The sequence below is a fragment of the Sphingopyxis sp. genome (assembly GCF_040216815.1).
GTDB lineage: Bacteria > Pseudomonadota > Alphaproteobacteria > Sphingomonadales > Sphingomonadaceae > Sphingopyxis.
In genome coordinates this window covers 56,473-76,742 of record NZ_JAVJOJ010000011.1, presented here as the reverse complement: position 1 = coordinate 76,742, position 20,270 = coordinate 56,473, and the positions used below count along the sequence as shown (strand labels likewise).

19 protein-coding genes are annotated in these 20,270 nt (G+C 66.8%); 11 read left to right on the top strand and 8 right to left on the bottom strand.

What is annotated here, in order from left to right; all coding sequences use genetic code 11:
- Window position 1: 1 nt before the first annotated feature.
- From RIA72_RS15425 to RIA72_RS15410, 4 genes are all read right to left on the bottom strand, one after another.
- Window positions 2–1,531: an XrtA system polysaccharide chain length determinant gene (locus RIA72_RS15425; protein ID WP_350032955.1), complete on the bottom strand. Its 1,530-nt coding sequence runs from the start codon at window positions 1,529–1,531 to the stop codon at window positions 2–4.
- Window positions 1,532–1,582: 51 nt separating this feature from the next.
- Window positions 1,583–2,236, bottom strand: coding sequence for an XrtA/PEP-CTERM system exopolysaccharide export protein (locus RIA72_RS15420; RefSeq protein WP_350032954.1), 654 nt, complete (start codon window positions 2,234–2,236; stop codon window positions 1,583–1,585).
- 183 nt (window positions 2,237–2,419) lie between these two features.
- Window positions 2,420–3,649 (bottom strand): pyridoxal-dependent decarboxylase, exosortase A system-associated, encoded by a 1,230-nt coding sequence (locus RIA72_RS15415; protein ID WP_350032953.1) that lies wholly within the window; start codon window positions 3,647–3,649, stop codon window positions 2,420–2,422.
- Entirely contained in the window at window positions 3,646–5,178 is a 1,533-nt protein-coding gene (locus tag RIA72_RS15410; RefSeq protein ID WP_350032952.1) for an acyl-CoA ligase (AMP-forming), exosortase A system-associated, read from the bottom strand. The genes RIA72_RS15415 and RIA72_RS15410 overlap by 4 nt, the downstream gene beginning before the upstream one ends.
- A 35-nt stretch (window positions 5,179–5,213) precedes the next feature.
- On the opposite strand from RIA72_RS15410, the gene RIA72_RS15405 reads away from it, so the two are divergent.
- The 4 genes from RIA72_RS15405 to RIA72_RS15390 all read left to right on the top strand — a co-directional run bounded on the left by RIA72_RS15405 (window position 5,214) and on the right by RIA72_RS15390 (window position 8,016).
- Window positions 5,214–6,203 carry a GNAT family N-acetyltransferase gene (locus RIA72_RS15405; RefSeq protein ID WP_350032951.1) on the top strand — a complete coding sequence of 330 codons (990 nt, stop codon included), beginning with the start codon at window positions 5,214–5,216 and terminating at the stop codon, window positions 6,201–6,203.
- The gene (locus RIA72_RS15400; protein WP_350032950.1) at window positions 6,200–6,478 is read left to right on the top strand and encodes a phosphopantetheine-binding protein; all 279 of its coding nucleotides are present in this window, start codon (window positions 6,200–6,202) and stop codon (window positions 6,476–6,478) included. Before RIA72_RS15405 ends, RIA72_RS15400 begins: the two co-directional genes overlap by 4 nt.
- Before the next feature lie 66 nt (window positions 6,479–6,544).
- Window positions 6,545–7,225 carry an alpha/beta hydrolase family protein gene (locus RIA72_RS15395; protein WP_350032949.1) on the top strand — a complete coding sequence of 227 codons (681 nt, stop codon included), beginning with the start codon at window positions 6,545–6,547 and terminating at the stop codon, window positions 7,223–7,225.
- The gene (locus RIA72_RS15390; RefSeq protein ID WP_350032948.1) at window positions 7,210–8,016 is read left to right on the top strand and encodes a hydrolase 1, exosortase A system-associated; all 807 of its coding nucleotides are present in this window, start codon (window positions 7,210–7,212) and stop codon (window positions 8,014–8,016) included. Before RIA72_RS15395 ends, RIA72_RS15390 begins: the two co-directional genes overlap by 16 nt.
- Window positions 8,017–8,121: 105 nt before the next feature.
- Here the strand turns inward: RIA72_RS15390 and RIA72_RS15385 are convergent, their stop codons facing one another.
- Window positions 8,122–10,215, bottom strand: a complete 2,094-nt coding sequence (locus tag RIA72_RS15385) for a malate synthase G (protein ID WP_350032947.1) — start codon at window positions 10,213–10,215, stop codon at window positions 8,122–8,124.
- Window positions 10,216–10,385: 170 nt separating this feature from the next.
- On the opposite strand from RIA72_RS15385, the gene RIA72_RS15380 reads away from it, so the two are divergent.
- Complete coding sequence (locus tag RIA72_RS15380) at window positions 10,386–10,685, top strand: WYL domain-containing protein (protein WP_350032946.1); 300 nt, start codon at window positions 10,386–10,388, stop codon at window positions 10,683–10,685.
- 8 nt (window positions 10,686–10,693) lie between these two features.
- On the opposite strand, the gene RIA72_RS15375 is transcribed toward RIA72_RS15380, so the two are convergent.
- On the bottom strand, window positions 10,694–11,869 hold the full coding sequence (locus RIA72_RS15375; protein ID WP_350032945.1) for a GGDEF domain-containing protein: 1,176 nt from the start codon (window positions 11,867–11,869) through the stop codon (window positions 10,694–10,696).
- 186 nt (window positions 11,870–12,055) lie between these two features.
- Between RIA72_RS15375 and RIA72_RS15370 the strand changes: the two genes are divergently transcribed.
- The 6 genes from RIA72_RS15370 (at window position 12,056) to RIA72_RS15345 (ending at window position 17,565) form a co-directional block, all read left to right on the top strand.
- Complete coding sequence (locus RIA72_RS15370) at window positions 12,056–13,264, top strand: hydrolase (protein WP_350032944.1); 1,209 nt, start codon at window positions 12,056–12,058, stop codon at window positions 13,262–13,264.
- Window positions 13,261–14,274, top strand: coding sequence for an arginine N-succinyltransferase (locus RIA72_RS15365; protein ID WP_350032943.1), 1,014 nt, complete (start codon window positions 13,261–13,263; stop codon window positions 14,272–14,274). Before RIA72_RS15370 ends, RIA72_RS15365 begins: the two co-directional genes overlap by 4 nt.
- 1 nt (window position 14,275) lies before the next feature.
- On the top strand, window positions 14,276–15,526 hold the full coding sequence (locus tag RIA72_RS15360) for an N-succinylarginine dihydrolase (protein ID WP_350032942.1): 1,251 nt from the start codon (window positions 14,276–14,278) through the stop codon (window positions 15,524–15,526).
- Window positions 15,527–15,532: 6 nt separating this feature from the next.
- Window positions 15,533–16,204 carry a spermine/spermidine synthase domain-containing protein gene (locus RIA72_RS15355; RefSeq protein WP_350032941.1) on the top strand — a complete coding sequence of 224 codons (672 nt, stop codon included), beginning with the start codon at window positions 15,533–15,535 and terminating at the stop codon, window positions 16,202–16,204.
- A 317-nt stretch (window positions 16,205–16,521) separates the two neighbouring features.
- Window positions 16,522–16,764, top strand: coding sequence for a hypothetical protein (locus tag RIA72_RS15350; RefSeq protein WP_350032940.1), 243 nt, complete (start codon window positions 16,522–16,524; stop codon window positions 16,762–16,764).
- A gap of 48 nt (window positions 16,765–16,812) precedes the next feature.
- On the top strand, window positions 16,813–17,565 hold the full coding sequence (locus RIA72_RS15345; protein ID WP_350032939.1) for an alpha/beta fold hydrolase: 753 nt from the start codon (window positions 16,813–16,815) through the stop codon (window positions 17,563–17,565).
- On the opposite strand, the gene RIA72_RS15340 is transcribed toward RIA72_RS15345, so the two are convergent.
- Both RIA72_RS15340 and RIA72_RS15335 read right to left on the bottom strand, forming a co-directional pair.
- A complete protein-coding gene (locus RIA72_RS15340) occupies window positions 17,519–18,562 on the bottom strand; it encodes an alpha/beta fold hydrolase (RefSeq protein WP_350032938.1) in 1,044 nt (347 codons plus the stop codon). The two genes, RIA72_RS15345 and RIA72_RS15340, sit on opposite strands and share 47 nt — an antisense overlap.
- A gap of 58 nt (window positions 18,563–18,620) precedes the next feature.
- The gene (locus RIA72_RS15335; RefSeq protein WP_350032937.1) at window positions 18,621–20,243 is read right to left on the bottom strand and encodes an MFS transporter; all 1,623 of its coding nucleotides are present in this window, start codon (window positions 20,241–20,243) and stop codon (window positions 18,621–18,623) included.
- Window positions 20,244–20,270: the final 27 nt, after the last annotated feature.

Below are 20,270 nucleotides of genomic sequence, written 5' to 3'. Positions count from 1 at the left end.
GTCACGCAACCATGCCGCGCTGAATAAACTCGACGACGAGCAACAAGGCATAGAGTCCGACGAGCGCGCCTCCTCCCCCCGCGAGCCACACGAGCTTCTTGCGGCGATCGAGCTGGCGTTCGGCCGTCACGACTTCGGTGATCGATCCGATCACCGGCAATCCGCTCGCGCGCTCCAGCCGCGCCGCGGTCGCATAGCTGGTGCGCACTTGCGAAAGGCCAAAGGCCGCGCCCACGCCCCCGCCAAGCCCGGCAAGCAGCACAAGCGTCAGGAACAGCGGCCGGTTGGGCGCCGCGGGGCTGGTCGGCTTCGACGGCGGGTCGAGCAACTCGATGCGGATCGCGTCGGTTTCGGTCTGCACCTCGCCGCGCAGCCGCACCTGTTCGCGCTGCGCCAGCAGCTTGTCGTACTGCGCCTTGAACGCCGCATATTCGCCGTTGATCCGGTCATATTCGGCGGCGATGCCGGGGTTCTGGATCTGCTGCGCGGTGATCCGCGCGATGTCGCTCGTCAACTGGCTCTTGCGGGCGGTCAGCGCGCTCACCGTCGCCTGCCGTTCGGCGCGCATCGCGGCGAGCGAGGCATAGGCCGGATTCTGCATCCCGCCACCGCCGCCCGATCCTTCGCGGTCGGCCTGCGCTTTCAGCGACGCAATCTGGCTCTTGAGCGCGATAACGTCGGGATGCGCATCGGTCAGCCCGCGCGACCGCATGGCCGACAGCTCGTTCTGCGCACCGGCAAGTTGCTGCCGCGCGACCCCGCCGCCGACACCGACGACGCCGGGAATGGTCGGCGGGGTCGATGCGAGCTGGCCGTTCGCCGCCGCCAGCTGTGCCTGTGCGGCAACCAGTTGCGAATCGATCTGGTTGAGCTCGGCGCGCGCCGCGTCGACGCGCTGCGCGGGCGATCCGGCTCCACCGGCCACCAGCCCGATATTCTGCGCCTCGAACGCCGCGCGGCGAGCCTCGACCTCGCGCAGCGCCTTTTCGCGATCGGCGATCTGCGCGTCGAGGAATTTCAATCCTTCGCGCGCATTCATCCGTCCCCCGCGCAGCTGGTCGTCCCGAAACACGGTGATCAGGCTGTCGAGGACGCCCGACGCCAGCTTGGCATTGTCGGCGTCGGAGAGGCTGCCGACCGCAACGCTCGACGTGATTTCAAAGATATTGTCCTGCTGCGGCACGACCTTGATATTCTTTTGCAGCATCGCGACGACATTCGCCTTGTCGCGTTCGTTCGCACCGGCAGGCAGCAGTCCCGTGGTCGCCGCCACCTTTTCCATGTTGCGCGCGCTGGTCAGCGTTTCGCGGATCTGGTCGATCTGGGCGCGGCCGCCCCCGAGTTGCGCTTCGCCCGGAAGGATTTCGTTGACGTCGACCAGCAGCCGCGCGCGGCTGTCATAACGGTTGGGGATCGACGCGATCGCCAGCCAGCCGAGGATGCAGATGCCCCACGCGACCGCAAGGACCAGCCAGCGGCGAATCCAGACGCTGTGCAGTGCAACCCGCAATTCGTCGTAAAGGCTGTTCATCGCGAAAGATCGTTCCTTGATCGTGAAAATTGGTGGCGCCGCTGTCCGGGGTCAGAACATGCTTTCCGGGATGATGATGACGTCGCCCGGCTGCAACCGGACATTCGCCTTGATGTCGCCGCGCTTGATGAGGTCGTTCAATCGCAGCGCAAATTCCTGCTGCTTGCCGCTGCCCTTGTCGAAACGGACGAGTCGCGCCTTGTTGCCCGCCGCATATTCGCCCAGGCCGCCGACTGCAATCATCGCATCGAGCACGGTCATGTTGGCGCGGAACGGAATCGACGCGGGCTTTTCGGTCGCGCCGACGACGCGCACCTGCTGCGAAAATGTGCTGTTGAACGTCGTCACGATCACGCTGACGATCGGATCGGTGATATATTGGCTGAGCTGCAGCTTGATGTCCTGTTGCAGCATCGTCGGCGTCTTGCCGACCGCGGGCATATCGGTGATCAGCGGGGTCGTGATCCGCCCGTCGGGGCGTACCTGCACCTTGCCGCCGAGTTCGGGGTTGCGCCACACGAATATCTGCAGTTCGTCGAGCGGGCCGATGATATATTCCTCGCCCGGCCCCTCCTGGTTCGCGACGAAATTCGCGCTGGGAAGTTGCGGCGCATGACCCGCGCCCATGCACGCGGTCAACGCCGTCGCGGCAATGCCCGATAGCAGCGCGGCGCGCGTGATGTGGTGCGGGGGGAACCAAGCCATAATCCATCAACCTTTCAAGCCGCCGGGGGAGCCGCGGTCCGGACCTTCGCGGCGACAGCCATTGCGTCAGCCTTCGCCATTGCAGGAAAAGGGTGAACATAATGTTAGTCTTGGTATAAGTTTGGCCCGCGCCTTTGGGAATATGTCCCCATAGGGGACAGTTTTCGCGCCCCACGCCGATCGCTAAACGAGCATCTCGCGCGCCGGTCCCTGCCCCAGAAAGGCGGCGGGGCTCGCGCTGGCGCCATAGGCTCCGGCCTGGAAGATCGCGATCAGATCGCCGACCCCGGCGCGCGGCAGCGCGACCTGATCGCCCAGCCTGTCGAGCGGGGTGCAGAGGCAGCCGACGACCGAAACCGTTTCGACCGCCTCGCGTCCGAACGCCTTGGCCACCGCGATCGGGTAATTGCGGCGGATGACCGTGCCGAAATTGCCGCTTGCCGCCAATTGGTGATGCAGGCCGCCGTCGGTGACGAGAAAGGTTTCGCCATGGCTGATCTTCCGGTCGACGATGCGGGTCAGGTACACGCCCGCTTCGGCCACCAGCCAGCGGCCGAGCTCCATCGCAAAACGACTGCCCGCCAGCGCCGCGCCGCGCGCGGCCAGCGTCGCGCCCAGCGCCTCCCCGACCGCCGCCGCATCGACCGCGGCATCGCCGGGGAAATAGGGCACCCCCATCCCGCCGCCCAGATTGACGAGCGGCGGCGCCGCGCCTGCCGCGTCGGCAAGCTGCGCCGCGAGCGCCACCGTCTGCGCCTGCGTTTCGGCGATGGCGGCGGCATCAAGCGCCTGCGATCCCGCAAAAATATGAAAGCCCTGCCAGTCGGCGCCCGCGTCGATCAGGCGGCGGACCAGCGCCGGAACCGCTGCGGCATCGACCCCAAAGGGCTTGGCGCCGCCGCCCATCTTCATCCCCGATCCTTTAAGGTCGAAGTCGGGGTTGACGCGGACCGCGAGCCGCGGCGCCGTTCCGAGCCGCGACGCGATGGCGAGCGCGCGGTCGGCTTCGCCCGCCGATTCCAGGTTGAGCGTCGCGCCTGCAACGATTGCCGCTTCCAACTCGCGGTCGCGCTTGCCCGGCCCGGCAAAGCTGATGTGCCCGGCCGCCATCCCGCTCGCCAGCGCAGCCTTGAGCTCGCCGCCCGATGCCACGTCGAACCCGTCGACCAACCCGGCCATATGGACGAGCAGCGGGGGATAGGGATTGGCCTTCATCGCAAAATGAAGCTGGACCGTGGCGGGCATCGCCGCGCGCCATTCGGCGACGCGCGCGCTCAGCATCGCGCTGTCATAGACGAACAGCGGCGTATCGCCTGCAACATCGGCCAGCGATTCGGCGCGATCGCCGCCGATCAGCAGCATCCCGTCGGGATCGGCCACGAAACCCCGCGGGATCGGCCCGTGCGGCTTCATGCCGCCACCGCCTTCGCCCAGCCGGCGGCGATCGCCACCCGGTCGAGCTTGCCATTGGGATTGCGCGGCAGCGTATCGCGCCATTCGATCGCCTGCGGTTGCATGAAATTCGGCAGCGTCTGACGGAGATGGACGGCAAGCCCATCGGCATCGGCGCGTCCGTCCTTGCCGCGCACAATCAGCACGATCGCCGCGCCCAGCCGCGCATCGGGAACACCGAACGCCACCGCTTCGTAAACCAGCCCCGATGCGACCGCCGCCTCCTCGACCTCGGTTGGGCTGACGCGGTTGCCTGCGGTCTTGATCATCGCATCGTCGCGCCCGACGAAATAGAGAAGCCCGCCTGAGCCCCGCCGCACGGTATCGCCCGACCAGACCGCGGTGCCGCCATAATATGACGCCGCGGGCGCGGGTCGAAACCGCTCGGCGGTGCGTTCCGCATCGCGCCAATAACCCTTGGCGACCAAGGGGCCGCAATGCACCAGCTCGCCCGGTTCCTCGTCGGCGGTGACGCTGCCATCGGGGCGGCAGACAAGGATTTCGGCGTGCGGGATCGCGCGCCCCATCGACGTCGGATGGTCGGCGACGAGCGCTGGTTCGAGAAAGGTCGACCGGAACGCCTCGGTCAGCCCGTACATCGGATAGATGTCGGCGCCCGCAAAGCTCCGGCGCATCGCGTCGATCAGCGAGCGGGTGAGCGCGCCGCCGCTGTTGGTCAGGCGTTTGAGCGAGGCGGCCGCATCGGCGGGCCAGTCGGCCTCGACAAGTTGGACCCAAAGCGGCGGCACTCCGGCCAGCGTCGTGATGCGGTGCCGCGCCACCGCCTTGACCACGTCGCGCGCGGTCAGATAGTCGAGCGGCGCGACCGCCGCGCCCGCATACCAGCTCGACAGGAGCTGGTTCTGCCCATAGTCAAAGCTCAGCGGCAAGACACCGAGCACGCGGTCGCCCGGCGTCACTTTCAGATAAGTCGCAACGCTTTCGGCGCCGAGCCACAGATTCGCATGGCTCAGCATCACGCCCTTGGGCCGCCCCGTCGATCCGCTGGTATAAAGAATTGCAGCCAGATCGTCGGGATCGGCGAGTGATGACGCCAGAGCCTCGCCTTGTGAATCAATGACTTCTTCGGTAGTTTTCAGATCGTATAGCACGCAACCGGCGGGCGGCCCGTCGCCCAGCGCGTCGGCGCGTGCGGCATTGGTGACGAGCAGCTTCGCGCCGCTGTCGGCCAGGATATGCTGCGCCTGCGGACCTTTCAGCAGCGGGTTGATCGGCACATGGACAAGGCCCGCGCGCGCCGCCGCCAGCGGCATCAGGCACGCCAGCCGCGTCTTTGCGCTCCAGCTTGCGACCCGCTCTCCCGGCTTGCCCACCTGCGCGCGCAGCCACGCCGCCAACCGTCCCACGCCCGCATCGAGTTCGGCAAAATTCATCACCCGCTCGCCGATCAACAGCGCAGCCGCGTCCGGCGCACCGCGGCGGGCGAGATGGTCGATCGGGTGCGACGCAGGGTTTTCGGGCTTGGTCATCGGCTGTTAGGATGAAGATGATAGAGGGCCGCACCATGCAAGGGAACGGTGAACATCCGGCTAATGACGATGCGGGGCGCTCCGCAGCCTTTGCGTCGCCCTTTGACCGCGCCGAATGGTTCGACCTGCTCGAACGGCACGGCTTCGCCGCCGGGGGCCGCGTCGACGCGCGCGGATCGGCGAACGGGACGGCCGCCTGGCTGCCGCTGCGCATCGAGGCGCCGGGCCGTCTCGCGGGCCTCACCAACTGGTACAGCTTTTCGATCCGCCCCCGCATTTCGGGAAGCAATGGGCGGGGCAGCGCGCTGATCGACCTGTTTGCCAAGCTTCGCGGTCAGGCGGCGCAGCTCGACCTCTATCCCGTCCGCGACGACGACCGGGCGGGCATCCTGTCCGCCTTGCGCGGCGCTGGCTGGTGGGTAAAAGCGACGGCGGCGGGCCACCGCCACTGGCTCGACCTCGGCGACATGGACCATGACGCCTGGTGGGCCGCACGCCCCGGCGCACTGCGCAGCACGGTCCAGCGCAAGGCGAAAAAGGGCATCGTCGCCATCGAGCTTTACACGGCCGTCGACCCCGCCGCCTGGGACGCCTATGAAGCCATCTATGCGGCAAGCTGGAAACCCGAAGAAGGCGACCCCGCGCTGCTCCGCGCCTTTGCCGCGATGGAAAGCGCGCGCGGCACCTTTCGCATGGGTCTCGCGCGTATCGACGGCGCGCCAGTCGCGGCGCAGTTCTGGACCGTCGAGGACGGCACGGCCTTCATTCACAAGCTTGCGCATGTCGAGGACAGTTTGAAAGCATCGCCCGGTACCCTGTTGTCGGCGGCCTTGTTCCGCCATGTGATCGAAATCGACGGGGTGAAGCGCGTCGATTTCGGTACCGGCAACGACGCTTATAAGCGCGACTGGATGAACCGGCACGATCCGCTCTGGCGCATCGAGGCTTTCAATCCTTCGCGGCTCGCGGCATGGGGACCGGCGTTGAAGGCCTTTGGCCGTTCGTTGCTGAGGAAAGACACGTGACCGATTCCGCCCCCGAAACATCCGGCGTCGACGCCGCCCTCCGCGCCCTGCTCGCCGACGTACTCGGCCTCGGCGCCGACCGCGCCGCGGCGCTCACCGACGACAGCGGACTGTTCGGCGCGCTGCCCGAGTTCGATTCGATGGCCGTCGCGACGGTCCTGACCGAGATGGAGGATCGGCTCGACATCCTCATCGACGATGACGAAATCGACGGCGAAATCTTTGAAACCTATGGCAATTTGCTTTCCTTCGCGACGCGCAAGGTGACCGGTTGACCGACGCTCGCACCTCCAGTCCTCGTCATCCCGGCCTTCGCCGGGATGAGGACTGGAGTGAGGTCGATGACCGGACACGCGCCCGAACATCGGCTCGGTATAGCCCCCGTCGCTCCCCCCCGCGCCACTGTCGTCGTCGTCCCGCCGCTGTTCGAGGAAGCGAACCGCACGCGTCGCACGCTGGTACTTGCCATGCGCGCGCTGGCGGCCGGGGGTTTCGCCGCGCTGCTTCCCGACCTGCCCGGCCAGAACGAAAGCCTCGTCCCGCTCGCCGAGGTCGATCTGGAGCGCTGGCAGGATGCGCTCGCCGCGGTCACGCGCACGACGGATGGCCCCGTCATCGTGGCGTCGGTTCGCGGGGGGGCGCTCATCGACCACCGCGTTAACGCCGCCGCCTGGTGGCGCCTCGCGCCCGTTGGGGGCGCCGCGCTGCTCCGCACGCTGATGCGCGCCCGCGTCAGCGCCGACCGCGAGGCGGGGATCGCGTCGTCGCTCGACAGCCTGCACGCGGCCGCGCAAACGGCCCCGCTGCTGCTCGCCGGCAACGCGCTGTCGCCCGCCATGATCGCCGGATTGGGCGCCGCCGAAGCGCAACCCGTCGAACCGCTGCGCAGCGTCGCGCTCGGCGAAGGCGGCATCGCGGGCACCCCGCTCTGGCTACGCGCCGAACCGGGTGAGGATGCCGTCATGGCGCAGGCGATCGCCGCCGACATCGCCGCATGGAGCCGGTCATGCGGCATCAGCTGAATTTTGCCTGCGAAGGCGCCACGCTCGCCGCATCGCTCGACAATGCACCGGGCGCGGCCGGGCTTCTCATCGTGTCGGGCGGCAATGAAATCCGCAGCGGCGCGCATCGCGGCATGGCGATGCTCGCCGCGCGCGTCGCCGCCGCCGGCTATCCGGTTTTCCGCTTCGACCGCCGCGGCATCGGCGACAGCGAGGGCGCTAACGGCGGTTTTGAAGGCAGTGGCGCCGACATCGCCGCGGCGGTCGCCGCCTTCCGCAACGCTGCGCCGCAGCTGGCGCGGATTGTGGCCTTCGGCAATTGCGACGCGGCGAGCGCGCTTCTCCTTCACCAGCCGCTGCCGGTGGATGCGCTGATTCTTGCCAATCCCTGGACCTATGAGGCGGCCGCGGAGGCAGCGCCCGAGGACGAGCCCGCGCTCCCGCCCGCCGCGGCGATCCGGGCACGCTACCTGTCGCGGCTCACCGATCCCAAAAGCCTGCTGCGGCTGCTGCGCGGCGAAGTCGATTTCGCCAAGCTGCGCCGCGGCCTGTCGGCGCTCCGCCAACCCAAATCCGCCGCACCCCCCGGTAGCCTCGCGGCGCGGATCGACGAAGCCGCCGCGCGCGTCACCATCCCAGCGACGCTGCTGCTCGCCACCGGCGACCGCACCGCGCAGGCCTTCGTCGCCGACTGCCCCGCCGCGCTGAAGCGCTTTCCCGTCGAACGCCTCGCAAGTCCGTCGCACAGCTTCGCGGGCGCCGACGGCGACTGGCTGGCGACGCGGATATTGGAGGTTATGGGGCGGGTTTAGGAACGCCGCTCGCTGTTGCGGATTTGGGGTGGATTCCCCATCATTTTGGTCGTCATCCCGGCGAAGGCCGGGATGACGATGCAGGCGGGCTTCGCTACCCGCCGCTTACGCCGCCTTCTTCATCTGCCGATATTTGTGCAGCAGCGGCTCGGTATAACCCGACGGCTGCGTCACGCCTTCAAAGATCAACGCGCGCGCCGCACGCCATGCGACGCCATCGGGCGTCAGTTTCTCGTAAAGCGGATCGTTCGCATTCTGCGCATCGACCTTTGCCGCCATCCGCGCCAGCGCGGCGTCGACCTGATCGGGGGTGCAGACGCCGTGGAGCAGCCAGTTGGCGAGCGCCTGGCTCGAAATGCGCAGGGTCGCGCGGTCTTCCATCAACCCCACATCGTCGATGTCGGGCACTTTCGAACAGCCGACGCCTTGATCGATCCAGCGCACGACATAGCCCAGGATACCCTGGCAATTATTGTCGAGTTCGCGGGCGATTTCGGCGTCGCTCCAGTTGCGGCCGGCCGCGACCGGAATGTTCAGCAGCCGGTCGAGCGACGGCACCGCCTCGCCGGCAATCTCGCGCTGCCGCGCGAACACATCGACCGCGTGATAATGCAGCGCGTGCAGCGTCGCCGCGGTCGGCGACGGCACCCACGCGGTGTTCGCGCCCGATTTGGGGTGGCCGACCTTTGCCTCCAGCATCGCGCGCATCATGTCGGGCATCGCCCACATGCCCTTGCCGATCTGCGCCTTGCCCGAAAGCCCGCAGGCGAGCCCGATGCGGACGTTGCGATCCTCATAGGCGGCGATCCAGTCCGAAGCCTTCATCTCGCCCTTGGGGATCATCGGCCCGGCGCGCATCGACGTGTGAATCTCGTCGCCGGTGCGATCGAGGAACCCCGTATTGATGAACACGATCCGGTCCTTCACCGCGTGGATGCACGCGGCAAGGTTCGCGCTGGTGCGGCGTTCCTCGTCCATCACGCCGACCTTGATCGTGTGCCGCGCCAGGCCCAGCATGTCCTCCACCGCGTCGAACAACCGGTCGGTGAAGCTGCATTCATCGGGCCCGTGCTGCTTGGGCTTGACGATATAGATGCTGCCCGCGCGGCTGTTCCGAAGGCTGCCGAGCCGCTTCAGATCGTGCAACGAACACAGGCTGGTGATGACGGCGTCGCACAATCCTTCGGGCGCCTCTGCGCCGTCCGGCAGCCGGATCATCGGCGTCGTCATCAGATGGCCCACATTGCGGACGAACATCACGCTGCGCCCATGCAGTGCAAAGCTCTGTCCGCCGGGCGACGTCCACTCGCGGTCCGCCGCCATCGCGCGCGTCACCGTCTTGCCGCCCTTGTCGAAGCTTTCGACGAGATCGCCGCGCATCAGCCCGAGCCAGTTCGTGTACCCCAGCACCTTGTCCTCGCCATCGACCGCAGCGACGCTGTCCTCCAGGTCGATGATCGTCGTCAGCGCGGCTTCCAGCACGACGTCGGCAATGCCCGCCGGATCGCTCTTGCCGATGGCGCTGTCGGGATCGATCACCAGTTCGATGTGCAGGCCGTTATGCTTGAGCAAAATGCCGCCGGGCCTGCTGCCCACCCATTGCGCGGGGTCGGCAAGCGTCAGTTGGCCGCCCGCCCAGTCGGCCCATTTTCCGTCGGCCAGCGGCACCGCCTCGTCGAGAAACGCCTTGGCGCGCGCGATCACCGCCGCACCGCGGCTCGCGTCATATCCACCGGGCTTCGCCGCCGGCGCATCGAGCGCGTCAGTGCCGTACAGCGCATCGTACAGGCTGCCCCAACGCGCATTGGCGGCATTGAGCGCGAAGCGCGCATTGAGCGCGGGCACGACGAGCTGCGGTCCCGCCATCGTCGCGATTTCGGGATCGACATTTTGCGTGCCGACGCCGAACGGCGCGGGTTCGGGCACCAGATAGCCGATCTCGCGCAGAAAGGCCTGATAGGCATCGGCGTCGTGCGCCTGCCCCTCGCGATCCTGGTGCCAGGCGTCGATTCGCGCCTGCAAATCCTCGCGCCGGGCGAGCAGTTCGGCATTCTCCGGCGCGAACTTGCCCAGCAGGCCCGCGAAATCGGCCCAGAATTTGGCGGCGTCCAGCCCCGTTCCGGGCAGCGCGCGCTGTTCGATGAAATCGGCCAGCCGCGAATCGACGGACAGGCCCGAGCGGTCGAGAAATTCGGTCATGCAAACACCCTCTGGTCGGCGCAGTTGCGCCCGTGGACCCGGGGAGGAAAGGGCAGCCGCCCTATGCCGCGATTGGTTTCGATTGGCAATGGGCGCTTTTCAAGCGCACGCTCGTCGGTTAGGTTGCAGCGCACAACGAAAAGACTTTCTCCCCGAAACGATCCGGATTCATGGACGATATACGACTGAAACTGATGGAAGCCATCGCCCGCCGCAAACTGGTGACGGTGCAATATAACGGCCAATCGCTGCGGCTGGCTCCGCATCTGCTGTTCGAGCGGCATGGCGACCTGTTCGTCAGCGCGCTCAACTTGGGCAAGAATTGGCGGTCGGATGAGGAACCCCGGCTCGGTCATTTCAAGCTGGGCGGGCTCGCCGCAATCCGGCTGAGCGAAGAGGGGTTCGATCCCCTCCCCGGCTTCGACGCCGCGCCGCCGCGCGAAGAAGACACGCCCCTGCTGGGGGTTTAACCCGAAGCTTAGGCGACGCCTCTCTCTGCGGGCGGCGGCATTTCGTTCAAGGCGACGCGAACCTGGTTCCGGCCGCCTTCCTTGGCGCGATAGAGCGCGGCATCGGCGCGGCGCATCAGGTCGAACAGCGAATCCTCGGGCACCCGCTGCGCGACGCCGAAGGAGGCGGTGAAACCGCGGTCGACCCCCAGAACCGGAAGCTGCGCGGTCTCAAAGGCCTTGCGCACGATTTCGGCATAAATGCGTCCGTCCGACAGCATCGCGTCGGGAAGCAGGACGGCAAATTCCTCACCGCCGATCCGCCCGACAATGGCATCGTCCGGGGCGGCATCGGCCAGCATCGCGGCGAAATGCGCGATCACCCCATCGCCCGCGGCGTGGCCGAAACTGTCGTTGATCTTCTTGAAATCGTCGAGATCGGCCGCGATCAGGACCGCCGCCTCATCACCGCGCAACAGCGCGACCCCGGCATGTTGCTCAAAGCCGCGCCGGTTGAGCACGCTCGACAGCGCATCGGTCTCCGACCGCGCGATCATCTCGGCGGTCGTGTCGCGCATCATCACGAGCAGCAGAACCAGGCCGATCGCCATCAGCACGACCACGCTGCTGCTTTGCGAAATGGCGGCATAAGTGGTCGCGATATAGCCCTGCGGCGTGCTGGCGGTCCCGACGAGTGCCGCGACCACCGGCTTCGCCAGATAGGTCAGCGCCGCCACGATCTGCAGCATGATCAGCAACAGGTCGAGCGCCTGGCGCCGTCCCGAACGCAGGAGGACGACGACAGCGACCACGTGCATCGCAAAATAGGGTAGTTGATATAAAATCAGCCGCAGCGACGTTCCATAGGGCAGCGTGAAGATCAGCGGGACCGCAAAGATCGTGAGAACCCAGATCGCCGCCATCGCGGCCCACGGCGGCGCCACACGGCAATGCGATGCGATGCCGATCAGCGCGAAACTCAGCGCCAGCAGGAAAACGAGGAAGATGCCGACGCCAACCGCGGTCGGTTCGACCTGCCGCGTCAGCAGAAATTCCAACCCGACGTTGACGATCCCCAGGCCATAGCCCATCGCGAGCCATCCCGCCCCGCGCGCCGTGCGGTTCGTCGCCGCAACCACCGCAAAAGCAAGCGCAAAGATGCCTGCCACGGACATGTTGATGCCAAGGACAAAGGCAATGGACATCGGCTCACTCATCTCCTTGCGGCCAGCCTAGGCACAGGCCCCCAAGTTTCCGTTAACGATTTGCGATTCGCAGACGTTCGTGCGCACCTAGCCGACGTAACCCACAAAACCAGTGACTTACTGCACAGGCCGACAAAATGGCCGGCGGGGGTGCCAAAGCGTTGCGCCGCTCGCTATAGCCGCAGCATGACCCTTGTTACCTCAACCGAACAGGCGACGCTCGACCGCGCGGCCGACGCGCCGATGCTCGCGCAGGTCGAACGATGGGCTGCGATCAACAGCGGCACGGGCAATCTGGCGGGACTGCGGGTCGTTGCGAGCCAACTCGCCGACGCCTTTGCGGCGCTGCCGGGCGATGTGCGGCTCGTCGCCCCCGATCCGGTCGAGAGCGTCGATGCCGCGGGCCGGGTCCAGACGATCGAGCGCGGCGAGCATCTGCACCTTCGCGTGCGGCCCGATGCGCCGGTGCAGCTGCTGCTGACCGGACATATGGACACCGTCTTTGCCGCCGACCACCCCTTCCAGTCGCTCAAATGGCTCGAACCGGGGGTACTCAATGGTCCCGGAACCGCCGACATGAAGGGTGGGATCGCGGTGATTCTCGCCGCGCTGACGGCGCTCGAAAGCTCCCCATTGGCAAGCCGCGTCGGCTATGACGTGATGATCAACAGCGACGAGGAAACGGGCAGCCACGCCTCGGCGGCGCTGATCGCCGAGCTTGCGAAGGGAAAGACGGCCGCACTCACCTATGAACCCGCGCTGCCCGACGGCACGCTGGCGGGGGCGCGGCCGGGAAGCGGCAATTTCTCGGTGACGGTTCACGGTCTGTCGGCGCACGCCGGGCGCAATCCCGACGATGGCCGCAACGCCTTGCTCGCCGCCGCCGACCTCGCGCTCCGGCTCGCCAAGCTCAAATCGCCCGCGCTCAAGGTCAATCCGGCAAAGATCGACGGCGGCGGCCCGAACAATGTCGTGCCCGACAGCGCGATCCTGCGGGTCAATATGCGCCCCGCCACCCCCGAAGCGATGGTCGAGGCGGAAACGGCGCTGCGCAGCGCGGTCGCGGCGGTGTCGCGCGACCATGACGTGCACTGTCACATCCACGGCGGTTTCAATCGCCCGCCCAAGCCGCTCGACCCCGCCGCCACGCGGCTGTTCGAGCTGGTCCGTGACTGCGGCGCCGCGCTGGGGATCGACATTGCCTGGAAAGCCACAGGCGGCGTGTGCGACGGCAATAATATCGCCGCCTGCGGAATTCCCGTGGTCGATACCATGGGCCCGCGCGGCGGCGCCATTCACAGCGCGGACGAATTTCTGATCGTCGACAGCCTCGCCGAGCGCGCGCGACTGTCGGCGCTGACCATGATGCGAATAGCGGAACGGGGGACTGTGTGAACTATGTGATCCGGGCGGCCAAACCGGGCGACCTGCAAAGCATCTACGAAATGGCGAAACTGACCGGCGGCGGCTTCACCAACCTGCCCCCCGACAAAAAGGCGCTGCGCGCCAAGCTCGAACGCGCCGAAGCGTCGTTCGCAAGCGACAAGGAATATCCCTCGGACGAGCTGTATCTGCTTGTGCTTGAGGATCTGGACAGCGGCGAGGTGCGCGGGACATGCCAGATTTTCGGTCAGGTCGGGCAGCGCTGGCCCTTTTATTCCTATCGTATCGGCACCGACAGCAAGCATAGCGAACAGCTCGGCCGGACCTTTCACGCGCAGGTGCTGATGCTGAGCAACGACCTCAACGGCGCGAGCGAAGTCGGTGGGCTGTTCCTGCATCCCGCCGCGCGCGCCGGCGGCCTGGGGTTGCTGCTCGCACGCTCGCGCTATCTGTTTATCGCCCGCCATCGCGCCCGCTTTGCCGACCGCATCCTTGCCGAGCTGCGCGGCGTGATCGACGAGGCGGGCGGCTCGCCCTTCTGGGACGGGGTCGCGGGCAAATTTTTCGGGATGAGCTTTCAGGAGGCCGATCAGTTCAACGCGGTCCATGGCAACCAGTTCATCGCCGATCTGATGCCCAAGCATCCTGTCTATATCGCGATGCTCGGCGACCACGCACGCAGCGTGATCGGCGTTCCCCACCCCAGCGGCCGCGCCGCGATGCGAATGCTGGAGAATGAAGGTTTCGCCTTTGAAAATTATGTCGACATCTTTGACGGCGGCCCCACGATGACCGCGCGCACCGATCAGGTCGCGAGCATTCGCGACGCCCGCCATATCGAATTGACGGGAACGGGGGACGCGATCGGACCGGGCGCCGAGGATGCGCTGATCGCGACCGGTCGGCTCGCCGATTTCCGCTGCTGTTTCGGCAAGGTCGATGCCGAGGGCCGGATCGATGCCCACGCGGCGCACATTTTGGCCGTCGGCAAGGGCGACCCGGTCAGCTGGATCGGACGATAAGATGTTCACCGAAATCAACTTCGACGGGATCATCGGCCCGAGCCACAATTATGCGGGGCTCAGTCGCGGCAATATCGCCTCGGCAAGCCACGCCGGCGACGTGTCGCAGCCGCGCGCGGCGGCGCTGCAAGGCATCGACAAGATGCGGCACAATCTGGCGCTCGGGCTGCGCCAAGGCTTCTTCATGCCGCTCGACCGCCCCGACGCGCCGTGGCTCGCGGCGCTCGGCACGACCCTGAACGATGCCGAGGGACATTTGCGCGCGCAGGCATGGTCGGCGTCCTCGATGTGGGCGGCGAACGCCGCGACGGTCTCGCCCGCCCCCGATACTGCCGATGGCAAATGCCACCTCACGGTCGCCAACCTCGTCACCATGCCGCACCGCAGCCACGAATGGCCGGGAACGCTGGCGCAGCTCCGCCTCGCCTTCGCGAACCCCGCCTTTGCGGTCCATGCGCCGATCCCGGCGCCCTTCGGCGACGAGGGCGCGGCGAACCATATGCGGCTGTGCAACGGGCACGACGCGGCGGGCGTCGAAATCTTCGTCTATGGCGTCGGTGGCGGCCGTTTCCCTGCGCGCCAGCACCTCGACGCATCGAAAGCGATCGCGCGCCATCACCGGCTCGACCCCGCGCGCACTTTGTTCATCCGTCAGTCGGACACGGCGATCCAGGGCGGCGCCTTCCACAACGATGTCGTGGCAGTCGCCAACGAGCATGTGCTTTTCACCCACGAAACCGCGTTCGAGGATCGCGAGGGCGCACACGCCGAAATCCGGGCGGCCTTCCCGGAGGTCGAGATCGTCGAGGTGCCCGCGAGCGCGGTGAGCCTGCCCGACGCGATCAAATCCTATCTGTTCAACGCCCAGCTCGTCAGCCTGCCCGATGGCGGCGGCATGGGGCTGGTGCTGCCGACCGAGGCGGAGGCCATCCCCGCGGTGTGGAATTGGCTGACCGACATGATCGCGGGCAACGGCCCGATAAGGCGGCTGCTGCCCGTCGATGTCCGCCAGTCGATGGCGAACGGTGGCGGTCCCGCGTGCCTCCGCTTGCGCGTCGTCGCCGATCCTGCAACGGTCGATCCGCGCTTTCTGGCCGATGACGAAAAGCTCGACCGGATCGCGGCCGTCGTCACAAGGCACTGGCCCGAAACGATCGCGCCCGCCGACCTTGCATCGGCAGCGCTGGCGGCCGACGTGCGCCAGGCGCGCGCGGCGCTGCTCGCCGCACTCGACCTTGCCGAACTCGGCTGACATCGCTTGCAGATACGCGAACTGATCGACACCGCGCAGATACCCGGCGGCGGCGAGCTGCGCCTGTACCGGCGCGGCGGCGATTTCATCATCGCGATCAGCGGCAACGAGCTGATGAACAGCCGGATGACCGGTTCCGAAGAGGCGCTCGCGGTGATGAGCTGCGCACGGCTCCGCAACGCCGAACGCGCGCACCTTCTGATCGGCGGATATGGCATGGGTTTCACGCTGCGCGCGGCCTTGGCGGCGCTCGGCCCGGAAGCGAAAGTCACCATCGCCGAACTCGTTCCCGAAATCATCGACTGGGCGCAGGGGCCGATGGCCCAGCTCGCCGCAGGATGCCTGAACGACCCGCGCGTCGAACTTCTGATCAGCGATGTCGCGGCAGTGATCGCGGCAGGACGCGGCCGCTATGACGCGATCCTGCTCGACGTCGACAACGGCCCCGATGGATTGGTCCGCGCGGCGAACGACGGGATTTATTCGCCCGCCGGGCTTGCCGCGGCCAAGGCGGCCTTGCGTCCCGGCGGCGTGCTCGCAATCTGGTCAGCGGCGCCCGATGCGCGCTTCACCCGGCGGCTGGCGACGGCGGGCTATCGCGTGGACGAAGTCCCGGTGCGCGCCCGCACCAGCGGCAAAGGCGCACGCCACACCATCTGGTTTGCGCGCGCGGATTAAGGGAAGGGCGGGTTTCGACCGATAACGAGCATAAGGAAGAAACAGCCCATCCCCTTCAGGGGAGGGGCAACGAAGACTTGGCAGCTTGCTGCCTAGTCGTAGTGGGGTGGGGCCGCGGACCTTGCGCAAGGCCGATAGCCCTACCCCAACCCCTCCCCTGAAGGGGAGGGGCTTGAATCGCGTCACCACCCACTCCCGACCCCAAAAGCGGCGCCCCCTTGCCTTCCACTGTCGGGTTAATTTACAGTTTACCATCTTCGCCACGGCGCGAATCCCGCATTCGCGCGGCTGGCACGGCGCTTGCTTGGATGTTGATGATGCTGAAGAAGATCGGACGCCTGTTTGTCATCAAGACCCGCTTTGAAGCGTGCCTGATCATCTATGCCCTGGCCGTCGGTGCGATGGCGCGGGGTTCCGCCTATCTTCACGAATATCCGGGTGTCGGCGGCAAGTTGCTGATGCTCGCCTGCACTGGGGCCGTATTCCTCGCAGGCGCAAAGATTTTCGATTGCTTGCGCTACGAACAGGCAGCGGCCGCCGCTGCTGACCGCGAAGTTTAGGCTCGCCCGGCCTTTCGCCGCTCGCCCGGTTATGGCACAGAAGGAGCCATGAGCAGGATCAGCGGCCGTCCGGCCATCAGCACCCAGCGCATCTATGGCCTCACGCTGCGCATCGCGCGCTGGCGCGAAGGCGCGGCGGGAACGCCGCTGCTGTTCCTCAACGGGATCGGCGCCGACATCGCCGCGGCGGCGCCGTTGCTCGCGCAGATTCATGGACGCGAAGTCTGGACGCTCGACATGCCGGGGGTCGGCGCGTCGCCCGACGCCTTGCTCCCCTATACCGCCCCGACCTTGGCGGCGACCGTGATGGAAATTGCGACGCGGCTCGGTCACGACCTGCTCGACGTCGCGGGGTTCAGCTGGGGCGGCGCACTGGCGCAGCAGATCGCGATCCAGTTTCCGGGGCGCATACGCCGGCTGGTGCTGATGGCGACGACGCCCAACATCGGCGCACCGGGGATCGGCTGGGCCGCGCTGCTCGACGACGACATGCTCGCGAGCGGACTGCGGTTGCCGACGGCGACCCCGCTGGGCCTTGCCTGTCAGGCGATGGCGATGGCGGGCTGGACAAGCGCGGCGATGCTACCGCGGTTGAAGGATGTGCCCGTTCTGGTACTGATGGGCGAGCGCGACGGCGTCGTCCCGGCCTGTCATGGGCAGGCGATTGCCGAGCTGATCGACGGCGCGGTGCTGGAGGTGGTGCCGGGTTCGCACCTCTTCCCCTTCACCCATGCCGCGGCGATTGCGTCGAGGATCAGCGCGTTTCTGGACCAGTCGCCTCCGCTGCAAGCCGCCGCTTGAGGAAGTCGGCAATCGCCGCGGCAACCTCGTCGGGTGCCTCCTCCATCGGCAGATGTCCGATACCCGCCAGCAACAGCACCTCGGACCCCGCGATCCGTTCGCCAAAGGTCTGGGCGGCCGTGGGGTTGATCAACCGGTCCTGGTCGCCGAACAGGATCAGCGTCGGCGCGCCGATCTCCCCTACCCGCGCCGCCAATCCGGGTTCGCGGTCGGTTCGCGCGCGCATCACCGTCGCCTCGCGATTGCCGGGAAAGCGCAGCAATTCCCAATAGCGGTCGATCATCGCGTCATCGACGATGTCCTGCTTCTCGACCGAACCGCGCAGCGATTGTTCGACCAGCAGCCGCGGGGTGATCCGCGTCGCGAGCCAGCGGCCGAACGGATATTCGAGAATGCGAAAGCCGACGTTCGATTCGGGCGCCTTTTCGCCCTTGCGCAGCGGCATTCCGGCCGCGTCGAGCAGGAGCAGCGCCTCGACCCGCGCCGGATGTTCGAGAACATAGCGCCACGCCACCCAGCCGCCCATCGAATTGCCGCCGAGGATGAACCGGTCGAGTTCCAGCCGTGCCGCGACGACATCGACAGCATCGATCATCGCCGACGCGCTATAGTCGCGGCTGGGGATGGCGCCCGTCAGTCCGTGCCCCGGCAGGTCGAGCGTGACGATGCGGTAATCGCCGCCGAGCCGTTCCACCAGCGGCTCCCATGTGTGGAGACTCGCGTTCGATCCGTGGAGCAGGATGATCGCGGGGCCGTCGCGGCGTCCCTGATCGCGATAATGGATGCGCTGTCCCGCGGGGCCCACCGCGAAGGCGGCATCCGATCCGCCATATTTGGCGATCATCGCGTCGCGGTCGGTATCCGGGGTCAGGAGCAGCAGGAAAGCCGCGACAAGCACCCCCAGCGCTGCGAGCGGAACCAGCACACGCTTGCGCCGGTAGAACGGCCGTCGCGGCGGTGGCGGCGGATCGAAGTCCAGGTCGTCGTCGATGGTCATCCAGCCCCCCTCAAGGCCACGCCGAACCTAACGCGCCTTGCCGCCGCGTCAATGCGGGCTAGCGGTGCAGCGAACGGCGGAAGGTTTCGGGAAGGAACAGGAGGCCGACCACCAGCGTGAGCCCCGCAACGATCACGGGATACCAGAGTCCGTAATAGATATTGCCCGTCGCGGCGACCATCGCAAAGGCCGTCGTCGGCAGGAAGCCGCCGAACCAGCCGTTGCCGATATGATAGGGCAAAGACATGGCGGTGTAGCGAATGCGGCTGGGGAACAGCTCGACCAGCAACGCCGCGATCGGGCCGTACACCATTGTCACCAGCAGCACGAGGTAGAAGAGGATCGCGACGACCATCGGCTTGTTGATCGCGGCTGGGTCGGCCTTGGCAGGGTAGCCGGCGACGGCCAGCGATTCGGAGAGTGCCGCGGCGAAACTTTGCTTGTCTGCGACAGAAATCACCTGTTCACCGACATGCACGAGCGCCCGGCCGTGATAGGCGCCATCTTCATTGGCGTACGGAATCCCCGCTTTGGCGAGAGCGGATTTGGCGATGTCGCAGCCCGTCCGGTCGAAAGAAGTGCGACCGATAGGGTCGAATTGAAACGAACAGGTCTCTGCGTGGGCAAATACGACGACGGGCGCGCGTGCCTGAGCCTCGGAGAGTGCCGGATTTGCAGCGGAGGTGAGCATCTGGAACGCCGGGAAATAGGTGAGCGCCGCGAGCGCGCAGCCGGTGAGGATGATCGGCTTGCGCCCCACCTTGTCGCTGAGCCAGCCGAAAAAGATGAAAAAGGGCGTGCCAAGCGCCAGCGCGATGGCGATCAATATATTCGCGGTCGCGCCATCGACCTTCAGCGTCTTTTCGAGGAAGAACAGCGCATAGAATTGCCCCGAATACCAGACCACCGCCTGCCCCGCGACCGCGCCGAACAACGCGACGAGCACCCATTTCAGGTTTTCCCAGCGCCCGAACGCCTCGGTCAGCGGCGCCTTCGAGATCGTGCCTTCCACCTTCATCTGCTTGAACACCGGGCTTTCTTCGAGCTGGAGGCGAATCCAGAGCGAAATGCCAAGCAGGACGATCGAGATCAGGAACGGAATGCGCCAGCCCCAGTCGGCGAACGCCGCCTCGCCCATCGCCGAACGGATGACGATGACGACGCCCAGCGCCGCGAACAGACCGAGCGTCGCGGTCGTCTGGATGAAGCTGGTGAACAGGCCGCGTTTCCCCTCGGGCGCATGTTCGGCGACATAAGTGGCGGCGCCCCCATATTCGCCGCCGAGCGCGAGCCCCTGTACCAGCCGCAGCAGGACGAGCAGGATCGGCGCCGCGACGCCGATCGAGGCATAGCTCGGCAGCACGCCGACGAGGAAAGTCGACGCACCCATCAGCCCCATCGTCACCAGAAAGGTATTCTTGCGCCCGACGAGATCGCCGATGCGCCCGAAGACGAGCGCGCCAAAGGGCCTGACCGCGAAGCCCGCGGCAAAGGCCGCGAGCGCGAAGATGAAGCCGGTGGTCTCGTTGACGCCGGAGAAAAACTGCGCCGAAATGACCGTCGCGAGCAGGCCGTAGAGATAGAAATCATACCATTCGAATACCGTGCCGAGCGACGAGGCGAGGATGACCTTGCGTTCGCTTTGGCGGGTGCCGGTGGGTGATGTTGCCTCGGTCGTCATCCGCTACCCCTCGCTAAGCCCCTACCC